Origin of the sequence: Microbacterium sp. WCS2018Hpa-23, assembly GCF_031843845.1 — a bacterium.
Classification (GTDB): Bacteria; Actinomycetota; Actinomycetes; order Actinomycetales; family Microbacteriaceae; genus Microbacterium.
In genome coordinates, this window is sequence record NZ_JAVTIZ010000003.1 from 299,219 (window position 1) to 319,283 (window position 20,065).

Below are 20,065 nucleotides of genomic sequence, written 5' to 3' on the forward strand. Positions count from 1 at the left end.
GGGGCGGTCGCGACGGAAGGGACCGACCCCGCCTGTCGGCCGAAGCCGCGCGTCCGGTGCTTATGCGGCGACGCGGGCGACTGCCGCGATCGCGCTCGTGAAGAAGTCGAGTCCGTCAATGCCCGACCGCATGGCGGCAGACGTGTCGGGGCCGAATCCCGCCTCGGTGGCGTGCTCGGGGTGCGGCATCAGCCCCACGACGTTGCCCGCCTCGTTGGTGAGCCCCGCGATGTCGCGCAGCGATCCGTTCGGGTTCACGCCGGCATAGCGGAACGCGACGAGACCTTCGCCCTCGAGACGGTCGAGCGTCTCTTCGTCGGCGATGTATCCGCCGTCGGCGTTCTTGAGCGGGATGGTGATCTCCTGGCCCGTGCGGAACCGGTTGGTCCAGGCCGTGTCGGAGTTCTCGACGATGAGCTTCTGATCGCGACGAACGAAGTGCTGGTGGTCGTTGCGGATCAGGCCGCCGGGCAGCAGGTGCGCCTCGACGAGCATCTGGAAGCCGTTGCAGATGCCGAGGATCGGCATGCCCTTGGCTGCGGCGTCCTTGACCTCGGCCATGATCGGCGAGAGTGCGGCGATCGCGCCGGCGCGCAGGTAGTCGCCGTAGCTGAAGCCTCCGGGCAGGACGAGGGCGTCGACGCCTTCGAGGTCGTGCGAGCCGTGCCAGAGGGCGACGGGCTCGGCGCCGGCGATGCGGACGGCCCGCTGCGCGTCGCGATCGTCGAGCGAGCCGGGGAAGGTGATGACGCCGATGCGCGTGGTCACTCGGTGACCTCGATGCCCACGACGTCTTCGATCACGGAGTTGGAGAGCACCTCGTCGGCGATGCGACGGGCCTCGGCGAGGATCTCGTCGGTGACCTCGCCCTCGACGGTGAGCTCGAAGCGCTTGCCGATGCGGACATCGGAGAAGCCCTCGACGCCCAGACGGGAGAATGCGCCGGACACGGCCTTCCCCTGCGGGTCGAGCAGTTCGGGCTTGGGCATGACGTCGACGACGATGGTGGGCATGAACGGCTCCGGGAGTCGCGGGCGGACGGGCGTGCTCAGTCTACCGGCTCGCGACTCGCTCGATTCCCGGGGTGTCGCGCCTCAGGCGTGGAAGACGGTGTGCAGGTCGCCGATCGCGTCGCGGCCGCCGAGTCCATCGATCTCGAACAGCACCGAGATGCCGACGACGTGGCTGCCCAGGCGCTCGACCAGCTCGCGGCCGGCGGCCAGTGTTCCGCCCGTCGCGAGGACGTCGTCGATGAGCAGCACGCGTGATCCCGCGGGCAGGTCGTCGTGCATCTCGATCGTCGCGGTGCCGTACTCGAGGGCGTAGTCGACGGATGCCGCGGGCCGGGGCAGCTTGCCCGCCTTGCGGATCGGGATGAGGCCGACTCCGGCCGCGATCGCCGCAGCCCCGGCGAGGATGAAGCCTCGGGCCTCGATGCCCGCGACCACGTCGAACTGGCCGGCGAACGGCGCGATGATCGCCTCGGTGGTGGCCTGGAGCGCCTCGGCGTCCGCGAGCAGCGGAGTGATGTCGCGGAAGATGATCCCCGGTTCCGGGTAGTCCGGGATGCTGCGGATCAGCGATTCGGCACGGACGAGAGCGGGAGCGAGTTCGGTGTCGGGCACCGGACAAGGGTACGCCGCGTTGCGGTGACCGGACGATTCACGGAGTGCCGGACGGTTCCCGGAGTGTTCGGAGCGGATCGTCCGTGATCCGACACATGATCCGTGAAGCGTCATCAACTGCACGGGCTTGACACCGTGGGAGCGCTCCCATAGAGTCACTGGACAGTGCGTGGGAGCGCTCCCACGAGATTCCTCACGGGAACACCACGCACCACCCCGAGCACCACCCGCACCAACACCGCACGACCCACCACAAAGGAGTGAACTGTGAACACACGTGCCCGCACCCGGATCCTGGCGGCAGCAGCCGTCGCATCCGTCGCCGCTCTGGCCCTCGCCGGCTGCGCTTCCGCCGACTCCGGCGACAGCGCCAGCGGCGACGAGAAGGTCACGCTGACCGTCACCACGTTCGGAACCTTCGGATACGAAGACCTCTACAAGGCCTACGAGAAGGAGCACCCGAACGTCACGATCGAGGCGACCAACATCGACACCGGCGGCAACGCCCGCACCGATGCCTTCACGAAGATCGCCGCAGGCTCGGGCCTGAGCGACATCGTCGCGATCGAAGAGGGCTGGCTCGGCGCCATCATGGACGTCTCCGACACCTTCGTCGACCTGCGCGACTACGGCATCGAAGACCGCAAGGCCGACTGGGTCGACTGGAAGTACGGACAGGCGACGGATGCCGAGGGCCGCGTGATCGGCTACGGCACCGACATCGGACCGAGCGGCATCTGCTACAACGGCGCTGCCTTCGAGGCTGCGGGGCTGCCCAGCGACCGCGAGTCGGTCGCCGAGCTGCTGAACGGCGACTGGGAGAACTACTTCGCCGTCGGCGCCGAGTACACCGCGAAGACCGGCAAGGCCTGGTACGACCACTCCGGCTTCGTCTGGAACGCCATGGTCAACCAGCTCGACGAGGGCTACTACACGACCGACGGCGAGCTGAACGTCGAGGACAACGCCGAGCTCAAGGAGCGCTTCGAGATGCTCGGAGCGGCCACCGAGGGCGGCCAGTCCGCAGCCCAGACCGCATGGGACTGGAACGGCGGCAAGTCGTTCGTCGACGGCACCTTCGCCACCTTCGTCTGCCCGGGCTGGATGCTGGGAGTCGTGCAGGGCCAGGTCGAGGCCGGCGGCGGAGACGCCTCCACCGGCTGGGACTTCGCCGACGTCTTCCCCGGCGGCGCAGCCAACTGGGGCGGCGCGTTCCTCTCGATTCCTGAGAGCTCCGAGCACAAGCAGGCCGCGGCCGATCTCGCCGACTGGCTGACCCAGCCCGAGCAGCAGGTCGCGCAGTCCGAGGCCGCGGGCAACTTCCCCTCCACGATCACCGCTCAGGAGACGCTGTCGTCAGAGGCCACGCCCAACGCGTTCTTCAACGACGCGCCCACCGGAGCGATCCTCGCGGAGCGCGCCAAGGGCGTCGTCGCGCAGTTCAAGGGCGCCGATGACTCCGTCATCCAGGAGAACGTCTTCGGCCCGGCCCTCAGCGGGCTCGACCGCGGAGACACCGACACCCAGGGTGCCTGGGATGCAGCGATCAAGCTCCTGAACGAGCTGGTCGACTGACCCACCCACGCATCCCTTCCGGTCGCAGTTCGTGCCGCACCGCCTCTGTCGGGGCGGCACGGATTGCGACCGGAACCCCTCGGACGCACGCACCAGGACCGGAACCAGGACCAAGGAAGAGTCATGACACTCACCGATGAGCGCTCGGAGACGGCGGCCGCGTCGACGAAATACGCGAAGAGCGCGAAGAGCCCGAAGACGGATGCCGCCGGCCGGCGTCCCTGGCGGCACCGCCTCTCGCGGTTCGATCAGAACGCGTCGCCGTACTTCTACATCTCGCCGTTCTTCCTGCTGTTCGGACTGGTCGGCCTGTTCCCGCTGATCTACACGGTGTGGGTGGCCGTGCACGAGTGGGACCTGCTCAAGGGGCAGGGCGAGTTCGTCGGAGCAGGCAACTTCATCGAGATCCTCGGCGATGCGATGTTCTGGAACTCCATCTTCAACACCCTGAGCATCTTCCTGCTGTCCGCGATCCCGCAGCTGGCGGTCGCCCTGGTGATCGCGTACCTGCTGGATCGCGGCCTCCGTGCCCCGACGTTCTGGCGCATGAGCATCCTCATCCCGTTCGTCGTCACGCCCGTGGCCGTCGCCATCATCTTCTCGAGCATCTTCAACGAGGCCGACGGCCTGGCCAACAACCTGCTGAACCTGATCGGCATCGCCGACCAGGAGTGGAAGCACGACACGGCGCTGTCGCACCTCGCGATCGCGATCATGGTGAACTTCCGCTGGACGGGCTACAACGCCCTCATCCTGCTCGCCGCGATGCAGGCGGTCCCGCGCGACCTCTACGAGTCCGCCGCCCTCGACGGTGCAGGAGCCGCCCGCCGCTTCTTCTCGATCACGATCCCCACGATCCGTCCGACGCTGATCTTCGTGATCATCACGGCGACGATCGGTGGTCTGCAGATCTTCGCCGAGCCGCGACTGTTCGACGTCTCGACGGCCGGCGGCATCGGAGGCAGCGATCGACAGTTCCAGACGACCGTGCTGTTCCTGTGGGAGCTCGCGTTCTTCCGCCGAGACCTCGGCGAAGCATCCGCCGTCGCCATTCTGCTCTTCCTGCTCATCGTCGGCATCGGAGTGATCAACTTCCTCATCTCTCGGCGGATCTCGACCGGGGACTCCCCGAAGAATCGAGCCGCCCGCCGCCGCGCACGTACCGCCAGCGCTGCCGCCGCCACCGCTGTCACGGCCGCCGCCACGGCAGCCCCCGCCACGACGATCGCCACCACGACCGAGGAGAACGCGCGATGACCGCCACCCAGGCACTCAGCGTCCCCGAGAAGATCCGCAGGCGCCGCGGAGCCGTCGGCGGAAACGCCGGAATCGGCAGCCGCCCCGGATTCCTCACCTACGGGCTGCTCGCCGCCTTCATCATCGGCAGCGTCTACCCGCTGTGGTGGTCGGTCGTCGTGGCGAGCGGCACCAACGCGACCCGCGGCGAGACCCTGCCGCTGATCCCCGGCGGCAACTTCTTCGCCAACGCCGCCAAGGTGTTCGACGCGATCCCCTTCTGGCTGGCTCTCGGCAACTCGTTCCTCATCTCGGCGATCATCACGCTGTCGGTCGTGACGTTCTCGACGCTCGCGGGCTACGCCTTCGCCAAGCTGCGTTTCAAGGGTCGCGACGGACTGATGATCTTCGTGATCGCGACCATGGCGATCCCGACGCAGCTCGGCATCATCCCGTTGTTCATGCTGATGCGCGAGCTCGGGTGGACCGGCTCGATCGGCGCGGTCATCGTGCCGACCCTCGTCACGGCGTTCGGAGTCTTCTTCATGAGGCAGTACCTGGTCGACGTGATCCCCGACGAGCTCATCGAGGCCGCGCGCATGGACGGCGCGAACCAGTTCCGCACGTTCCTGACCGTCGGCATCCCCGCCGCCCGACCCGCGATGGCGATCCTCGGCCTCTTCACCTTCATGACGGCGTGGACCGACTACCTCTGGCCGCTGATCGTGCTCTCCCCGCAGAACCCGACCCTGCAGACGGCCCTCAGCCAGCTGCAGTCCGGCTACTACATCGACTACTCGATCGTGCTCGCCGGAGCCGTGCTCGCGACCCTCCCGCTGCTCGTCCTGTTCGTCGTCGCAGGACGCCAGCTGGTCAGTGGCATCATGGCGGGCGCGGTGAAAGGATGACCCCTATGACCCGAGCCTTTCCCGAGAACTTCCTGTTCGGCGCCGCGACAGCGGCGTACCAGATCGAGGGGGCGGCTTTCGAAGACGGGCGCACCGCGTCGATCTGGGATGCCTTCAGCACGGTGCCCGGCGCAGTGATCGGCGGCGACAACGGAGACGTGGCGTGCGACCATTACCACCGCTATCCGCAGGACGTCGCACTGATGAGGGAGCTCGGACTGCAGACGTACCGCTTCTCGACGTCCTGGTCGCGGGTGCGACCTGACGGAGGTGCGGTCAACGCCAAGGGCGTCGACTTCTACGAGCGCCTGGTCGACGAGCTGCTCGCGAACGACATCCTTCCCTGGCTGACGCTGTATCACTGGGACATGCCGCAGGCGCTGCAGGAGACCGGCGGCTGGACTAACCGCGACACCGTGGGGCGCTTCCTCGAGTACGCGGGGACGATGCACGACGCCCTGGGCGACCGTGTCAACGTCTGGACCACGCTGAACGAGCCGTGGTGCTCATCGTTCCTCTCGTACACCGGCGGCGAGCACGCACCCGGCCACACGAGCGTCGCCGAGGGCCTGCTCGCCGCCCATCACCTGCTGCTCGCGCACGGCGAGACGGTGCGCGAGCTGCGTGGGCGCGACGCGAGCCTCAACCTCGGCATCACGCTGAACCACACGGTCGCAGACCCTGCCGACCCGACGAACCCCGCCGATGTCGACGCCGCACGCCGCGTCGACGGCCAGTTCAACCGCTGGTTCCTCGACCCGATCTACCGCGGCGTGTACCCGGACGACATCATCAGGGACATCAGGGCGGTGGATGCCGACGCCGTGGCGCGCTTCACGGCTGCCGTGCATGACGGCGACCTCGACGTCATCTCGCAGCGCATCGACACGCAGGGCGTCAACTACTACCACGGCGACTTCGTCTCGGGCTCGGCTCCGGCGCAGAAGCCTGTCAGCGGCGGACCAGCAACGGATCGTGTCGGGCGCAGCCCCTACCCCTCGAGCGACGGCATCCATTCGGTCGAGCGCGGTCTTCCGCGCACGGCGCAGAACTGGGAGGTGCAGCCAGAGGGGCTCACCCGCCTGCTGCAGCGGGTGTGGACGGAGTACGCCGAGCCCGCGGGAACCGTGCTGTACATGACCGAGAACGGCGCCGCCTACGACGACGTCGCGGTCGTCGAAGACGGCGAGACCCGCGTGCATGACGACGACCGCACCGAGTTCCTGCGTCTGCATCTCGGCGCGGTGCTCGATGCGGCCGAGGCCGGCGTCGACGTGCGCGGCTACTTCTACTGGTCGATGTTCGACAACTTCGAGTGGGCCTGGGGCTACGACAAGCGCTTCGGGATCGTGCGCGTCGATTACGACACCCAGGAGCGGAGTCTGAAGGACTCCGGTCGGGAGTACGCTCGCATCATCGCCGCTCGCGCTCTCTGACGCCGGGCGGCGAACCAGGGAGCATCCGGCTTCGCCGCCGGACGGAGGGAGAGTCGTGTCACTGCGAGCGACCATCGAAGAGGTGGCATCGGCCGCCGGAGTCTCGCGATCGACCGTGTCGCGCGTCGTGAACGGATCGACGGCCGTGAGCCCCGAGGCACTCCTCGCCGTGCAGCGGGCCATCGAGGAACTCAGCTACGTGCCCAACCGTGCGGCCCGATCACTCGCCTCGAAGCAGACCCACGCGATCGCGCTGATCGTGCCCGAGGACACCACCCGCTTCTTCGGCGACCCGTTCTTCGCGGCGATCGTCGCGGGCATCACGGGCGCGCTCCGCGGCTCCGACTACCTGCTCAATCTGCTCATCGCGAGTGACGACCCCGGCGACAAGATGACGAGCTTCGTGCGCAACGGCGGCGTCGACGGCGCGCTGATCGTGTCGCATCACACGAGCGACGCCTTCATCGACCGGGTCGCCGACGCGGTGCCGGTGGTCTGGGGTGGCAGGCCCGTGCGGATCCGCGAGGGCGACTACGTGGTCGACGTCGACAACGTCGCGGGCGCTCGCACGGCGACTGCGCACCTGATCGAGACGGGACGCACCCGTATCGCGACCATCTCCGGCCCGCTGACGATGGTGTCGTCTGTCGACCGTGTGCAGGGATTCCGAGGTGCGCTGGCCGACGCAGGGCTCTCGCCGTTCGCGGAGGAGGCCGGTGACTACAGCGAGTCCAGCGGAGCGGATGCCGCGCGGCGCATCCTAGCGGCAGGGCTCCCCGACGCGATCTTCGTGGCGAGCGACCTCATGGCACGGGGTGCGCTGACGGCGCTGCGCGCCGCCGGCATCCGTGTTCCCGAAGATGTCGCGCTGGTCGGGTTCGACGATTCCTCGGTGGCGCTGAGCACCGATCCGGAGCTGACGACGATGCGGCAGCCGATGTACGCGCAGGGCGAGGCGATGGCCGGTGTCCTGCTCTCGCGACTCGCGGGCCGCGATCCTGAGCACGTCACGATCCTGCCGACCGAGCTGGTGGTGCGAGCCTCTTCGTAGCGACTTGCGGTCGCCGGATACCGCCGGCGGAGGGGGAGATGACACGGACGCGGACCAGACGCCCCTCCAGGTTGGTCCGCATCCGTGGTTCTGGGCGGTCAGCCGATCGGGTGTGGCGACCTGAGTTCTATGGGGGCGGGCCAGGGGAGGGTCGCCCAGGGGCCGTGACGTTTCGCCGACGCAGCATCCTTGAAGTCGTGCCACCCTCCGCCGTACTTGGCGAACGAGTCGTCGTCGAGGGTGCCGTCGCTCCAGTGCATGATGCGTCCGGCGAGGTAGCTGAGTCCGAAGTCCGCCCACGAGACGAAGCACGGCCTGGCCTCGACATTGATGCGATGGATGATCCTGCGCGCTTCGGCGAGGTCTGCGTATCCGAGCGCCACGCCCCAGGTCGTCATGGCGACGGCCTGGCCCAGCGCATAGGCGTCGAGCGTTCGGACGTACACGTCCGAAGTCACGATGTCATCTCCGACGCGGCGGCGGATCTCGCGTTCGATGTGCTCGATGCCCGCGACGAACGGATGCGCGTCACGCGCATCACCGCCGTCTGCGGCGATCGCGTCGAGCCACTCCCGTGTTCTCGGCGCGCGGCCCAGCCTGGTGGCGAGGTCGTTGCGCACGGCGAGATGCAGCATCCACGCGTGGCGGCGACGGCGCACCGTCGTCAGGTGCTCGATCATCCCGAGCCAGTCCTGCCGCGAGTGGATTCCCCACTGATCGATCAGAGCCTGCTTCTCGTCGTCACCGAGCTCTGAGGCGGTCGGATCGTTCCACGCACCGGATGGAACCGCACGGATCTGCAGGAACCCGAGCGCGATCTCGTTCGCCGCGGCATCGGAAGTCGCATATTCGCTCGACGCCGGAAATCTGGAGGCGGGCAGGATCCACGAGAGGGGATGCATCGCACTCCTTCCGTCGCTGCACTGCCGACACGCAAAGCTTGAATAGCCGTTCAATCAGTAATATATAGGTTTCGGATCCATTTTCCGAGTCGTCCAATCCTGGGGAGGTGGACTAGACATGACGCGCAACGACGAGCTGAACCGCCTGGCACGGGAGCGCTCCCGCAAGGTCATCCTGGAGGCTGCGATCGAATTGTTCGCAGAGCGCGGTGTCTCGGGTGCGAGCATCGCGGAGATCACTCGCCGCGCGGGCGTCGCGCAGGGTTTGGCGAACTACCATTTCGGTGGCAAGGACCAGCTGATCGCGGCTGTGCTCGACAGCTGGTTCGACGTGCTGTTCGGGATTCCCCAGGTCGAGGGCCCCGCCGATCTGCGTCTGGCCGGCATCATCGATGGCGCTCTCACGGCCACCGGTTATGCGCTGCCGGTGCAGCGAGCGGTGTTCGCGATGCAGCAGCAGCCGAGCACCCACCGTCTGTACGCCGAGGCGGAGGAGCGGCATGCGGAGCAGGCGACCCTCTCGGAGAACATCGTGCGGGAGATCTTCCGGGAGCGGGGCGCTACAGACCCCGCACTCGAAGAGGTCATGCTGCGCAGCACCCTCGAAGGCATATTCATGAAGTACGCCGTCTACGGCGACACCTATCCGCTCGAAGACGCGAGGCGCTGGGTGCATCGGCTCTACGGCCTCCCCAGGCCGGACTCGCCCCTTCCGCTGCGGCTCGCTCCGCGCGACCCGGACGTACGAACGCGCGCGTCCGGCGCGCTCCGCTCGGAGGGCTGAGTGCGGAACGGGATCTGTCTCAGATCCTGTGGTTCATCCGGTTCGCTGCCCTGCGGAACAACTCACCCCAACTGCATGCGTGCGAACGCGCCGAGTACGACGCGCTCCGATTGCACGAGGTAGCGCTCGAGCTCGTCGGCTCCGGCCTGGGCACCTTGCGAGAGGAACGTGTCGAGTACGGCGCGGTTCTTGCGGACGAACGGCTCGTGCAGCGATCGGGGGTCGTCGATCTTCAGGAAGGCGAGTCTCAGCTCTGCGGCCAGGTCCCGATAGGTGCGCGCCAGGCGCGGACTGTCGGCCAGCGCCACCAGAGCGACGTGGAACGCCATGTTGGCGCTGCCGACCGCGCGCCAGGTCTCGGTGTCGTCGAGGACCGCATTGCGGGCGGCCGCCTCAGCCGCGAGCACCGCCTCCTGCATCTGCTGGACCGCCGGATGCTCGGGCTCGGAGTGCAGGAGCGCGGTGCATTCGATGATGCGGCGTGCGCGATAGATGTCGATGACGTCGGCGATCGACGGCGAGGCGACGGAGACGCCGCGGTGCGGGACGTGTTCGAGGAGTCCCTGCTCGGAGAGGGCGCGGAACGCCTCGCGCAGCGTGTTGCGTGAGACGGCGAAGTGCTCGGCGATGGCCGACTCCGACAGCCGTGAACCGGGCGCGAAGGCTCCGTCGATGATCTGCTGTCGGAGCGCATCGGCGAGCATGCCCTGCTGGTTCATGCCTTCATCGTAGGCGGGGGTCGCTACGGATCGTTCGACCGCCGGTCTCGGCCATTACGCGAATGGAACTCCGTCGTAGCACAGCGGAAACAAAGTTGTTGAACAATATTGCTCAATCCGTTCTACACTGGGTGCACTCGACACCCACCAACGACGATGGGAAATCCCCCGCAATGTCTGAGAACACCGCAGCCCCGCTCTCCGCAGAAGACGAAGTCCGGCTCTCCGCCGCCAAGAGGCGCGCCGGCCGCAGTGCCGTGATCGGCGCGATCTTCCTGATGGCCACCAGCGCCATCGGCCCCGGATTCATCACGCAGACCGCCACCTTCACCGCGACGATGGGCGCGGCCTTCGCCTTCGCGATTCTGGTCTCGATCCTCGTCGACATCGCAGTGCAGCTGAACATCTGGCGCATGATCACCTCCTCCGGCATGCGTGCCGGAGAGCTCGCCAACCGTGCCATCCCCTTCTCGGGCCACGTCATCGCCGTGCTCGTCGTGATCGGCGGCCTGGCCTTCAACATCGGCAACATCGCCGGTGGTGGCCTCGGGCTGAACGCGCTGCTCGGCATCGACCCGAAACTCGGCGGCATGCTCACTGCGGCCCTCGCCATCATCATCTTCCTGATCAAGAAGGCAGGGCCCGTGATGGACATCGTGTTGGTCGTGCTCGGCATCGGCATGATCGTGATGACCGTTGTCGTCGCCGTCATCGCCCAGCCGCCGATCGGCGAGGCGCTGCGGCAGACGTTCGTGCCGGATGAGCTCAACTTCGCCACCATCACCACGATCGTCGGCGGAACAGTCGGCGGATACATCACCTACTCGGGCGCGCACCGGTACCTCGACTCGGGTCACACGGGTCCCGAGCAGGCGGGCCCCGTGATGCGCGCCGCGGCGAACGGAATCCTCGTCACCGGCATCATGCGCTACGTGCTCTTCCTCGCGATCCTCGGTGTCGTCGCCTCCGGTGTCTCGCTCGACCTCTCGAGCCAGGCGGCGAACCCCGCGGGTCAGGCCTTCGGTGCCGTGCTCGGCGACGCGGGACTGCGCATCTTCGGCGCCATCTTCTGGGCCGCCGCGATCAGCTCGGTCATCGGGGCGGCGTACACGTCGGCAACCTTCCTCTCGACCTTCACGAAGAAGCTCAAGGGCGGCTGGCCGCTGCAGCTGGCGACCGTCGCCTTCATCGTCGTCTCGCTGATCGTCTACCTCTCGATCGGCACCGCGCCTGCCGCGATCCTCGTCTTCGTGGGCGGATTCAACGGACTGATCCTTCCCATCGGCCTCACGGTCTTCATGTACATCGGCTGGTTCCGCCGTGACCTGCTCGGCTCGAAGAAGTACCCGATGTGGCTGCTCGTCGCCGGTACGCTCGTGACGCTGCTCACCTGGTACATGGGCATCGTCTCGGTGGGCCCCATCTTCGCCTTCCTCGGAATCGGAGCGTGACCCCATGACATCGATCGACCTGAACTCCGACCTCGGAGAGAACGTCCCCGATCGGGTGGTCAGCGACGACGAGAGCATGCTGCGCCTCGTCACGAGTGCCAATGTGGCGTGCGGCTTCCATGCGGGCAGCCCCGAGGGCATCCGCGAGACCCTCGCGAGTGCTGCGGCCGGTGGCGTCGTGATCGGTGCTCACCCCGGATACCGCGACTACGAGAACTTCGGCCGCACCAAGGTCGACATCGATTCGGCGACGCTGCAGGCGCATGTCGAGTACCAGCTCGGAGCCCTGATCGGTCTTGCCGCAGCCGTCGGCGGCACGGTCTCCTACGTCAAGCCGCACGGAGCGCTCTACAACACGATCGCCCGTGATGAGCGGCAGTCGAAGGATGTCGTGGCAGCCATCCGTGCGATCGATCCGAGCCTCGTGCTGCTGGGCCTCGCAGGAGGCGTCGTGCTCGACGTGGCCGAGCGCGCGGGCCTGCAGATCGCGGCCGAGGCCTTCGCCGACCGGGCATATCAGCCCGACGGTCAGCTCGTCTCGCGCACCGAACCGGGCTCTGTGCTGCACGATCCCGCGGCCGTCGCCGAGCGCATGGTGCGCCTCGCCGGCGAGGGAGTGATCCGCGCGATCGACGGCACCGATGTTGTCGTCAGCGCACAGTCGATCTGCGTGCACGGCGACAGCCCCGGCTCGGTGGCCATGGCCGCGGAGACCAAGCGGATGCTGCAGGATGCCGGCATCACGATCGCACCGTTCGCGGGGGTCTGACATGACCGTTCTCGCCACCGCCGACCAGCTCGCCGCCGCACGTGCAGCGCGCGCGGCCATCCGTGTGGGGCACGCCGAGCCGACGAGCGGTGTCGCGGTCGGGCTGACGCAGGCGAACCTGATCTCCGTGCCGGCCGACTGGGCCTTCGAGACGTTGCTCTTCGCGCAGCGGAACCCGAAGCCGTGCCCCGTGCTCGAGGTCATCGAACAGGGCGAGGTCGAGTCGAGGCTCACGCCCGGCAGCGACATCCGCACCGACATCGGTCGGTATCGCATCTGGCGCGACGGCGAACTGGCCGAAGAGGTGGCCGACGCGACGGCGGCGTGGGCGGAGCATCCCGACCTCGTCTCGTTCCTCATCGGATGCAGCTTCACGTTCGAGTCCGGTCTCGTGCAGGCGGGGATCCCGATCCGCCACCAGGAGCTCGGGCGCAACGTGCCGATGTATCGCACATCGGTGCCATGCACCCCGGCGGGCCGCCTGAGCGGCGAGATGGTCGTGTCGATGCGGCCGATCCCGGCCGACCGCGTGGCCGATGCCGTGCAGATCTCCGGACGGACCCCCGCCGTGCACGGTGCTCCGGTGCACATCGGCGATCCTGCCTCCCTCGGCATCGCCGACCTGGCTCGTCCCGACTTCGGCGAGGCTCCCGAGGTGCGTGAGGGCGAGGTGCCGGTGTTCTGGGCCTGCGGCGTCACCCCGCAGGCAGCGATCATGGCCTCGAAGCCTCCCTTCGCCATCACCCACGCGCCCGGCTACATGTTCATCACCGACGTCCCCGATGCGGAGTACCTCGTCTGATGCGCATCCTCACCGCATCCGACAGCGCTCTTCTCGTGGAGGCGGCAGACCTCGACGAGGCGATGCGCCTGAACCTGGCCTGGGACGGAGTGCTCGGCGTGGTCGAGCGTGTTCCCGGCGCTCGCACCGTGCTCGTGCGCTTCGATCCGCTTATCGTCTCGGCTGCCGATCTCGCGGCTGTGCTCGCGGCGACGGAGATCGACGCAGCGCATCTGCCCGTGACGGGTGAGGTCATCGTGCCGGTGAGATACGACGGGGAAGACCTCGACGAGGCGGCATCCCTGCTGGGAGTGTCTGCCGCTGAACTCGTGAACCGCCACCTCGCGGCCGACTGGAAGGTCGCCTTCTCGGGCTTCGCCCCGGGCTTCGGCTACGTGGTGAGCAGTGACCCGCTGTTCGATGTGCCCCGCCGATCGTCGCCCCGCACCCGCGTGCCGGCGGGATCCGTGGCACTCGCCGGACAGTTCACCGGGGTGTACCCGCGCGAGAGCCCTGGCGGATGGCAGCTCATCGGTCGCACGGATGCCGTGATGTGGGACATCGATCGCGAGCCTCCCGCTCTGCTGTCGCCCGGCACCACCGTCCGGTTCGAGCAGGTGCGGGCGCAGGTCGTGGTGTCGGAGAACGCAGATGATCGTGCCGACGCACGGCCTGTCGCCGACCGACACGCCGTCGCAGGCGCGACGGACCCGGGTTCTCCGGCTGCCAACGAGGCCGCGGTCGAGATCGTGCGCCCCTCGCTGCAACTGCTGGTACAGGATTCCGGTCGCCCCGGCTTCGCGGCACTCGGCGTCTCGGCCTCGGGTGTCGCCGATCGTCGTGCGATGCGCGAGGCGAACCGTGCGGTGGGCAACGCGACCGGCGCCGCCGTGCTCGAGAGCGTCGGAGGTGCCGTGCTGCGCTTCCGCGGTCCGGGGGTCGCCGCCGTCGCGGGCGCTGGGGGATCTCTCGAGCTGATCGATGTCCAGGGCGTGACTCGTCGCATCGACCACGGGGCGCCTTTCGCCACGGTCGACGGCGACGAGCTCACTCTGGGACACCCGACCAGCGGGCTGCGCTATGTCATCGCGGTCCGTGGCGGCGTGGCTGTGGAGTCTGCCCTCGACAGTCGCGCGAGCGACACCCTCGCCGGGCTCGGACCTGCTCCGCTGGTCGCAGGCGACGTGCTGCGCGTCGGCGACTCTGCCCGGCATCCGGTCGAGCCCGATGTCACCCCGCGGACACTGCCGGCACCCGGCGACCTCGTCGACCTCGAGGTCACCCTCGGCCCGCGCGACGACTGGTTCACCGCGGCGGCCCTCGCGACCCTCACCGGCCAGGAATGGACGGTCACCCCGCGGTCGGACCGGGTCGGAATCCGGCTCGAGGGCGCCGTGCCCCTCGAGCGATCCGTCAGTGGCGAGCTGCCCAGCGAAGGGGCGGTGACCGGCGCCATTCAAGTGCCTCCGGACGGCCAGCCCGTGCTGTTCCTCCCCGACCACCCGCTCACCGGCGGATATCCGATCATCGGTGCGCTCACCGACCGCAGCCTCGATCTCGCCGGGCAGCTGCCGCCGGGCGTGCGCGTCCGTTTCACCGTCAAGGAGACCTCATGACCAAGGTGCTGATCGCGAATCGCGGAGAGATCGCCGTGCGCGTCATCCGTGCCTGCGCCGAAGCCGGCTACACGTCGATCGCCGTCTACGCCGATCAGGATGCTGACGCGCTGCACGTGCGACTCGCCGACGAGGCCCTGGGGCTGGGCGGGGACACCGCGGCGACCACGTACCTCTCCATCGACGCTCTGCTCGCAGCGGCACGCACGAGCGGTGCGGATGCCGTGCATCCCGGCTACGGGTTCCTCTCGGAGAGCGCGGAGTTCGCGCGGGCCGTCGAGGGGGCGGGCCTCATCTGGATCGGCCCCTCGCCCGAGAGCATCGACGCGCTCGGCGACAAGATGACCGCACGTCGGATCGCGCAGCGTGTCGGAGCGCCCCTGGCGGCCGGCACCGACCAGCCGCTGGCCGGGCCCGCCGAGGCTGTGTCGTTCGCCGAGGAACACGGACTTCCGATCGCGATCAAGGCGGCGTTCGGCGGCGGCGGGCGAGGGCTGAAGGTGGTGCGAGAGATGTCGGAGGTCGCGGATGCCTTCGACGCGGCGACCCGTGAGGCCATCGCCGCGTTCGGTCGCGGTGAGTGTTTCGTCGAGCGCTTCCTCGAGAGCCCCCGTCACATCGAGGTGCAGGTGCTCGGCGACGGACGCGGCGGCGTCGTGGTCGTCGGCGACCGCGACTGCTCGATGCAGCGCCGCAATCAGAAGCTCATCGAAGAGGCGCCAGCCCCGGGCTTGACGAACGACCAGCGCACGCGGTTCCACGACGCGGCGCGCGCGATCTGCGCCGAGGTGCAGTACCGGGGCGCGGGAACCGTGGAGTTCCTCCTCGCGGCCGACGGCACGATCTCGTTCCTCGAGGTGAACACGCGCCTCCAGGTGGAGCATCCCGTCACCGAGGAGGTCACCGGCACCGATCTCGTGCGTGAGCAGTTCCGCATCGCGTTCGGCGAGGGGATCTCGTTCACCGAGACCCCCGTGCCGACGGGGCACTCCTTCGAGTTCCGCATCAATGCGGAAGATCCCGGTCGCGGCTTCCTTCCCAGCCCCGGTCGGGTGGAATCGCTGAGGATCCCCGGCGGACCCGGCGTGCGCTGGGACAGCGGCATCGAGGCGGGCGATGTCGTTCAGCCGGCTTTCGACTCCATGATCGCGAAGCTCATCGTGCACGCCGACAGCCGCGATGCAGCACTCGTGCGAGCGCGGCGGGCGCTGCGCGAGCTCGTGGTCGAGGGGCCGGCCACGGTCATCCCGTTCGACCTGCTCGCCGTCGAGGACGAGGCGTTCGCCACCGATACCTTCGCGGTGCACACGCAGTGGATCGAGAGCACGCTGCTGCCTCGGCTCGAGCCGCAGCTGAGGCCTGCCCCCGCCGCGGATGCGACCCTGCAGCGCTTCCCCGTCGAGATCGACGGACGCCGGGTCGTGCTCGGACTGCCTGTCGCTCTGCTCGCAGGGCTCGGCGGGCTCAGGGGTCTTGCGGATGCCGGAACAGCGGCGCCCGCATCCGATCCGACCGAGCTGCGTGCTCCGGCACCGGGCACGCTCGTGCGTTGGCTCGCCGACGACGGCGTGACCGTCTCGGAGGGCGACCCGGTCGCGGTGCTCGACGCGATGAAGATGGAGACCACGGTCACCGCTCATCGGTCGGGCACGCTCTCGCATCGTGCGGAGCTCTCCGCGGCTATCGCGCCCGACGGGGTGCTCGCGGTCATCGCCTGAGCGGGTCGATCGCTGAGCGCGATCCTCGACTGAACACGATCCTCGACTGAACACGATCCTCGACTGAACACAGAGATCCCGGATGCCGCAGCGGCAGCATCCGGGATCTCTGTGTTCACGAGTCGATCGTGATTACGCGGGGTCGCCACCCAGCGGACCCACGGCCTCGAGCGGCTTCGGGTCGTCCGCGCCGGTCTTGCGGGCGCGGGCGATGGCGTTGCCCAGGTGGTAGATGAGGAGAGCCGCGACCGTGCCGAGGACGATGCCGCCGAACGCGAAGTCACCGAGCTGCATCGAGAATCCGGCGATGCCGATCACGAGCGAGACGGCCGCCGTGTACTGGTTCACCGGACGTGAGAAGTCGACCTTGCTGTCGACCCAGATCTTGATGCCGATGATGCCGATCAGGCCGTACAGCGCGGTGGTCGCGCCACCGAGCACGCCGGCGGGGATCGAGTTGAAGACCTCGCCGACCTTGGGCGAGAAGGCGAGCAGGATCGCGAAGAGACCGGCGACCCAGTAGACCGCGGTCGAGTAGACGCGAGTCGCGGCCATGACGCCGATGTTCTCGCCGTACGTGGTCGTGCCCGATCCGCCGAAGCCGCCGGCGATCGTCGTGGCGACACCGTCGGCGATGAGCGCGCGACCCGTGTGCCTGTTGATCGCCGGGTCTTCGGTCATCGTCGCGACGCCGCGCACGTGGCCCACGTTCTCGGCGACCAGCACCAGGACGACGGGCAGGAACATCGCGATCGTCGACCAGGTGCCGGGCTCGACGAAGTTCGGGAGCTGGAACTCGGGGAGGCCCACCCAGGGAGCATCCGCGATGAGCTCTGCGGGAGTCTTGCCTCCGCGCAGGGCATTGGGCACCTCGAACGAGCCGGTGAAGGCGGCGTAGATGAAGCCCACTGCGACGCCGAGGAAGATCGAGATGCGGCCGAGGAAGCCGCGGAACAGCACTGCGAAGAGGATGATCGCGACGAGCGTGATGGTCGCGGTCACGGGGTCGAGCTGGAAGTTGTTCCATGCGGTCGGCGCGAGGTTGAAGCCGATCAGCGCGACGATCGCACCGGCGACGACCGGGGGCATGAGCGCGTCGACCCAGCGGAGGCCGGCGAACTGCACGACCAGACCGACCACGGTGAGCAGGATGCCGACCGCGACCACTCCGGCCAGGGCGGATCCCGTGCCACCTGCCGCGACCGCGGCGGTGATCGGCGCGATGAACGCGAACGACGAGCCGAGGTAGCTGGGCAGCTGGTTCTTGGTGATCAACAGGAAGAGGAGGGTGCCCAGACCGCTGAAGAGCAGCGTGGTCGAGACCGGGAAGCCGGTCAACGTCGGCACGAGGAACGTGGCACCGAACATCGCGACGACGTGCTGGGCACCGATCGCGATCGTGGCGGGCCAGTTCAGGCGCTCATCGGGTGTGACGACGGCGCCGGGCTCGACCGTGCGGCCGTTTCCGTGGGTCTTCCACAGGGGCATGCGGGCTCCTCAGGATCGGGGGAGGGGGAGTGCTGGAGCAACACTACCGATTCCTGAGTGTTCCCTGGGTGCGCGCGAGTCATCCCTTCGGGCGCATTTCTGCGCCTGGGGCGGAGGATTCTCGAGAATCCCTCCTCCCGAGACGCAGTTCTCCTCCCGAGGTGCGGGGGGAGAGCGCGTGGGTCAGGCCCCTAGGCGCTCGATCAGCTCGCGGTAGCGGTCGGCGGTGCGCTCGACGACGTCCTCGGGAAGCACGGGCGGCTCACCCTGCTTGTCCCAGTTCGAGGCCAGCCAGTCGCGCACGATCTGCTTGTCGAAGCTCGCCATGCGCTCCTTCGGCGTCGTGCCGGTGCGCCAGGCCTCGGCATCCCAGTAGCGCGACGAGTCGCTCGTGAGCACCTCGTCGGCCAGGTGCAGGATGCCCTCGGCATCCGTCCCGAACTCGAACTTGGTGTCGGCGAGGATCAGGCCCTTCTCCTCGGCGATCGCGGCGGCGCGCGTGTAGAGCGCGAGCGAGACGTCGCGCAGCTCGGCCGCACGGTCGGCGCCGACGAGCTCGACGGTCTGCTCGAATGTGATGTTCTCGTCGTGCTCACCCATCGGCGCCTTGTAGGCGGGGGTGAACAGCGGCTCGGGCAGGCGGTCGCCGTTCTGCAGGCCCTCGGGCAGCGGGATGCCGCACACGGTGCCGCTCTCGGTGTACTCGGCCCAGCCGGAACCGGTGATGTAGCCGCGCACGACGCATTCGACAGGCAGCATCTCGAGCGACTGCGCGAGCATGGCGCGGTCGGCGACGCTCGCGGGGATATCTCCCTCGGCCAGGTGGTTCGGAACATCGCTGAGCTCGCTGAACCACCAGCGGCTCAGACGCGTGAGCAGCGCACCCTTCTGGGGGATGCCGGGCGACAGCACGAAGTCGAAGGCGCTCACGCGGTCTGAGGCGACCACGAGGATGCGGGTGTCGGCGGCGTCATCCGAGGCGTACAGGTCGCGGACCTTGCCCGAATAGATGTGGCGCCAGCCGGGGATGGTCTGCGCGTTGCTGTCCGAAGGTGTGCTCACCCGCCCATTATCCCGGTAGACGTCGCCGGTGTCGTGTCAAGGGCTGGTGCGAGCCCCGCGGCATCGGCGACGCTCGAATCGACGAAGCGGAGGAAACATGTCGAAGGATCTGTCGACGGGTGACCGGGTGAGCTGGAACACCCCGCAGGGGCGGACGCAGGGCACCGTCGAGGAGAAGCGGACGAAGGACTTCCGGTTCGCCGGGCAGAGCTTCACGGCCTCCGACGACGAGCCCGCGTACATCGTGAAGTCGGAGAAGAGCGGAGACACGGCGGCGCACAAGGGGGCGGCGCTGCGCAAGCTGAGCAGTTGAGCGCACTGCGGTCGAATGGCCCGAGTGTCGGCGGGGCTGTCTAGCGTGATGAGGTGACTGACGACCTCCTCACTGATCGACTGCGGCTGTCGCGGGCTGTTCCCTCGGATCTCGACGCGGTATTCGCGATCCAGAGCGATCCGCGGGTGTGGGCGCACTATCCGAGCCTCCGCCACACGACCCCCGACGACTCGATCCGGATGATGGAGCGGTGGGAGCGCAGCTGGGACACCGTCGGGCTCGGGTCATGGGTCGCTCGGCTGCGAGACACCGGAGAGGTGATCGGCAACGGCGGATGCACTCTGCTCGGGGGCGAAGTCTGGAACGTCGGCTACCGGATCGCCGCCGACCACCACGGACGCGGTTTCGCGACCGAACTGGCCCGCGCCGGTATCGAGCGGGCGCGGGAAGTCGCGCCCGATCGGCCGGTGATCGCGTACCTCGTCGAGCACAACACCGGGTCGGCACGTGTGGCCGAGAAGCTCGGACTCGAACTCGTGCATCGGGCGCCGGACCTCGGCAATCCCGACCGGTCGGTGATGCGGCTCGTGTATGCAGACCGGGCACTCTCGTCGGCTCAGCTCCGGGCCACTCTTCACTGAGCGGATGGACACCCCCGCGGCGTTGCCCG

20 protein-coding genes are annotated in these 20,065 nt (G+C 68.3%); 13 read left to right on the forward strand and 7 right to left on the reverse strand.

Features of this window, described 5'->3' with window-relative positions; translation table 11 throughout:
- Positions 1-60 precede the first annotated feature (60 nt).
- The 3 genes from purQ to RQG77_RS06985 all read right to left on the reverse strand — a co-directional run bounded on the left by purQ (position 61) and on the right by RQG77_RS06985 (position 1,625).
- Positions 61-768 (reverse strand): phosphoribosylformylglycinamidine synthase subunit PurQ, encoded by a 708-nt coding sequence (purQ, locus tag RQG77_RS06975; RefSeq protein WP_311244086.1) that lies wholly within the window; start codon positions 766-768, stop codon positions 61-63.
- Positions 765-1,013 carry a phosphoribosylformylglycinamidine synthase subunit PurS gene (gene purS, locus RQG77_RS06980; RefSeq protein ID WP_311244087.1) on the reverse strand — a complete coding sequence of 83 codons (249 nt, stop codon included), beginning with the start codon at positions 1,011-1,013 and terminating at the stop codon, positions 765-767. Before purS ends, purQ begins: the two co-directional genes overlap by 4 nt.
- A gap of 81 nt (positions 1,014-1,094) precedes the next feature.
- Positions 1,095-1,625 (reverse strand): adenine phosphoribosyltransferase, encoded by a 531-nt coding sequence (locus RQG77_RS06985; RefSeq protein WP_311244088.1) that lies wholly within the window; start codon positions 1,623-1,625, stop codon positions 1,095-1,097.
- Between the two features lie 267 nt (positions 1,626-1,892).
- On the opposite strand from RQG77_RS06985, the gene RQG77_RS06990 reads away from it, so the two are divergent.
- The 5 genes from RQG77_RS06990 (at position 1,893) to RQG77_RS07010 (ending at position 7,831) form a co-directional block, all read left to right on the forward strand.
- Positions 1,893-3,200, forward strand: a complete 1,308-nt coding sequence (locus tag RQG77_RS06990) for an ABC transporter substrate-binding protein (protein ID WP_311244089.1) — start codon at positions 1,893-1,895, stop codon at positions 3,198-3,200.
- A gap of 123 nt (positions 3,201-3,323) precedes the next feature.
- The gene (locus RQG77_RS06995) at positions 3,324-4,457 is read left to right on the forward strand and encodes a sugar ABC transporter permease (protein WP_311244090.1); all 1,134 of its coding nucleotides are present in this window, start codon (positions 3,324-3,326) and stop codon (positions 4,455-4,457) included.
- Entirely contained in the window at positions 4,454-5,344 is an 891-nt protein-coding gene (locus tag RQG77_RS07000) for a carbohydrate ABC transporter permease (RefSeq protein WP_056310182.1), read from the forward strand. The genes RQG77_RS06995 and RQG77_RS07000 overlap by 4 nt, the downstream gene beginning before the upstream one ends.
- A 5-nt stretch (positions 5,345-5,349) precedes the next feature.
- A complete protein-coding gene (locus RQG77_RS07005) occupies positions 5,350-6,780 on the forward strand; it encodes a GH1 family beta-glucosidase (protein ID WP_311244091.1) in 1,431 nt (476 codons plus the stop codon).
- Between the two features lie 55 nt (positions 6,781-6,835).
- Positions 6,836-7,831, forward strand: a complete 996-nt coding sequence (locus RQG77_RS07010; RefSeq protein ID WP_396653394.1) for a LacI family DNA-binding transcriptional regulator — start codon at positions 6,836-6,838, stop codon at positions 7,829-7,831.
- A gap of 98 nt (positions 7,832-7,929) precedes the next feature.
- Here RQG77_RS07010 and RQG77_RS07015 read toward each other — a convergent pair whose 3' ends face one another.
- Positions 7,930-8,733: a DUF1266 domain-containing protein gene (locus RQG77_RS07015; protein WP_311244092.1), complete on the reverse strand. Its 804-nt coding sequence runs from the start codon at positions 8,731-8,733 to the stop codon at positions 7,930-7,932.
- 118 nt (positions 8,734-8,851) lie between these two features.
- Between RQG77_RS07015 and RQG77_RS07020 the strand changes: the two genes are divergently transcribed.
- On the forward strand, positions 8,852-9,517 hold the full coding sequence (locus tag RQG77_RS07020) for a TetR/AcrR family transcriptional regulator (protein WP_311244093.1): 666 nt from the start codon (positions 8,852-8,854) through the stop codon (positions 9,515-9,517).
- A 62-nt stretch (positions 9,518-9,579) separates the two neighbouring features.
- Here RQG77_RS07020 and RQG77_RS07025 read toward each other — a convergent pair whose 3' ends face one another.
- Positions 9,580-10,236 (reverse strand): GntR family transcriptional regulator, encoded by a 657-nt coding sequence (locus tag RQG77_RS07025; protein ID WP_311244094.1) that lies wholly within the window; start codon positions 10,234-10,236, stop codon positions 9,580-9,582.
- 173 nt (positions 10,237-10,409) lie between these two features.
- On the opposite strand from RQG77_RS07025, the gene RQG77_RS07030 reads away from it, so the two are divergent.
- Genes RQG77_RS07030 through RQG77_RS07050 form a run of 5 tightly spaced genes read left to right on the forward strand, consistent with a single transcriptional unit; the run spans position 10,410 to position 16,571 of the window.
- Positions 10,410-11,687, forward strand: a complete 1,278-nt coding sequence (locus RQG77_RS07030) for a divalent metal cation transporter (RefSeq protein WP_311244095.1) — start codon at positions 10,410-10,412, stop codon at positions 11,685-11,687.
- 4 nt (positions 11,688-11,691) lie between these two features.
- Entirely contained in the window at positions 11,692-12,456 is a 765-nt protein-coding gene (locus RQG77_RS07035; protein ID WP_311244096.1) for a 5-oxoprolinase subunit PxpA, read from the forward strand.
- 1 nt (position 12,457) lies between these two features.
- Complete coding sequence (locus tag RQG77_RS07040; RefSeq protein ID WP_311244097.1) at positions 12,458-13,258, forward strand: putative hydro-lyase; 801 nt, start codon at positions 12,458-12,460, stop codon at positions 13,256-13,258.
- Positions 13,258-14,853 (forward strand): urea amidolyase family protein, encoded by a 1,596-nt coding sequence (locus tag RQG77_RS07045; protein ID WP_311244098.1) that lies wholly within the window; start codon positions 13,258-13,260, stop codon positions 14,851-14,853. Before RQG77_RS07040 ends, RQG77_RS07045 begins: the two co-directional genes overlap by 1 nt.
- Complete coding sequence (locus RQG77_RS07050; protein ID WP_311244099.1) at positions 14,850-16,571, forward strand: biotin carboxylase N-terminal domain-containing protein; 1,722 nt, start codon at positions 14,850-14,852, stop codon at positions 16,569-16,571. Before RQG77_RS07045 ends, RQG77_RS07050 begins: the two co-directional genes overlap by 4 nt.
- 132 nt (positions 16,572-16,703) lie before the next feature.
- Here RQG77_RS07050 and RQG77_RS07055 read toward each other — a convergent pair whose 3' ends face one another.
- Together RQG77_RS07055 and RQG77_RS07060 are read right to left on the reverse strand one after the other, a co-directional pair.
- Positions 16,704-18,059: a solute carrier family 23 protein gene (locus RQG77_RS07055; protein WP_311244100.1), complete on the reverse strand. Its 1,356-nt coding sequence runs from the start codon at positions 18,057-18,059 to the stop codon at positions 16,704-16,706.
- Positions 18,060-18,242: 183 nt separating this feature from the next.
- Positions 18,243-19,121 carry a phosphoribosylaminoimidazolesuccinocarboxamide synthase gene (locus RQG77_RS07060; RefSeq protein ID WP_311244101.1) on the reverse strand — a complete coding sequence of 293 codons (879 nt, stop codon included), beginning with the start codon at positions 19,119-19,121 and terminating at the stop codon, positions 18,243-18,245.
- Between the two features lie 97 nt (positions 19,122-19,218).
- Here RQG77_RS07060 and RQG77_RS07065 point away from each other — a divergent pair, with 97 nt between their 5' ends.
- Positions 19,219-19,434, forward strand: coding sequence for a DUF2945 domain-containing protein (locus tag RQG77_RS07065; RefSeq protein ID WP_311244102.1), 216 nt, complete (start codon positions 19,219-19,221; stop codon positions 19,432-19,434).
- A 53-nt stretch (positions 19,435-19,487) separates the two neighbouring features.
- The gene (locus RQG77_RS07070) at positions 19,488-20,036 is read left to right on the forward strand and encodes a GNAT family N-acetyltransferase (RefSeq protein ID WP_311244103.1); all 549 of its coding nucleotides are present in this window, start codon (positions 19,488-19,490) and stop codon (positions 20,034-20,036) included.
- The last annotated feature ends 29 nt before the right edge of the window (positions 20,037-20,065 follow it).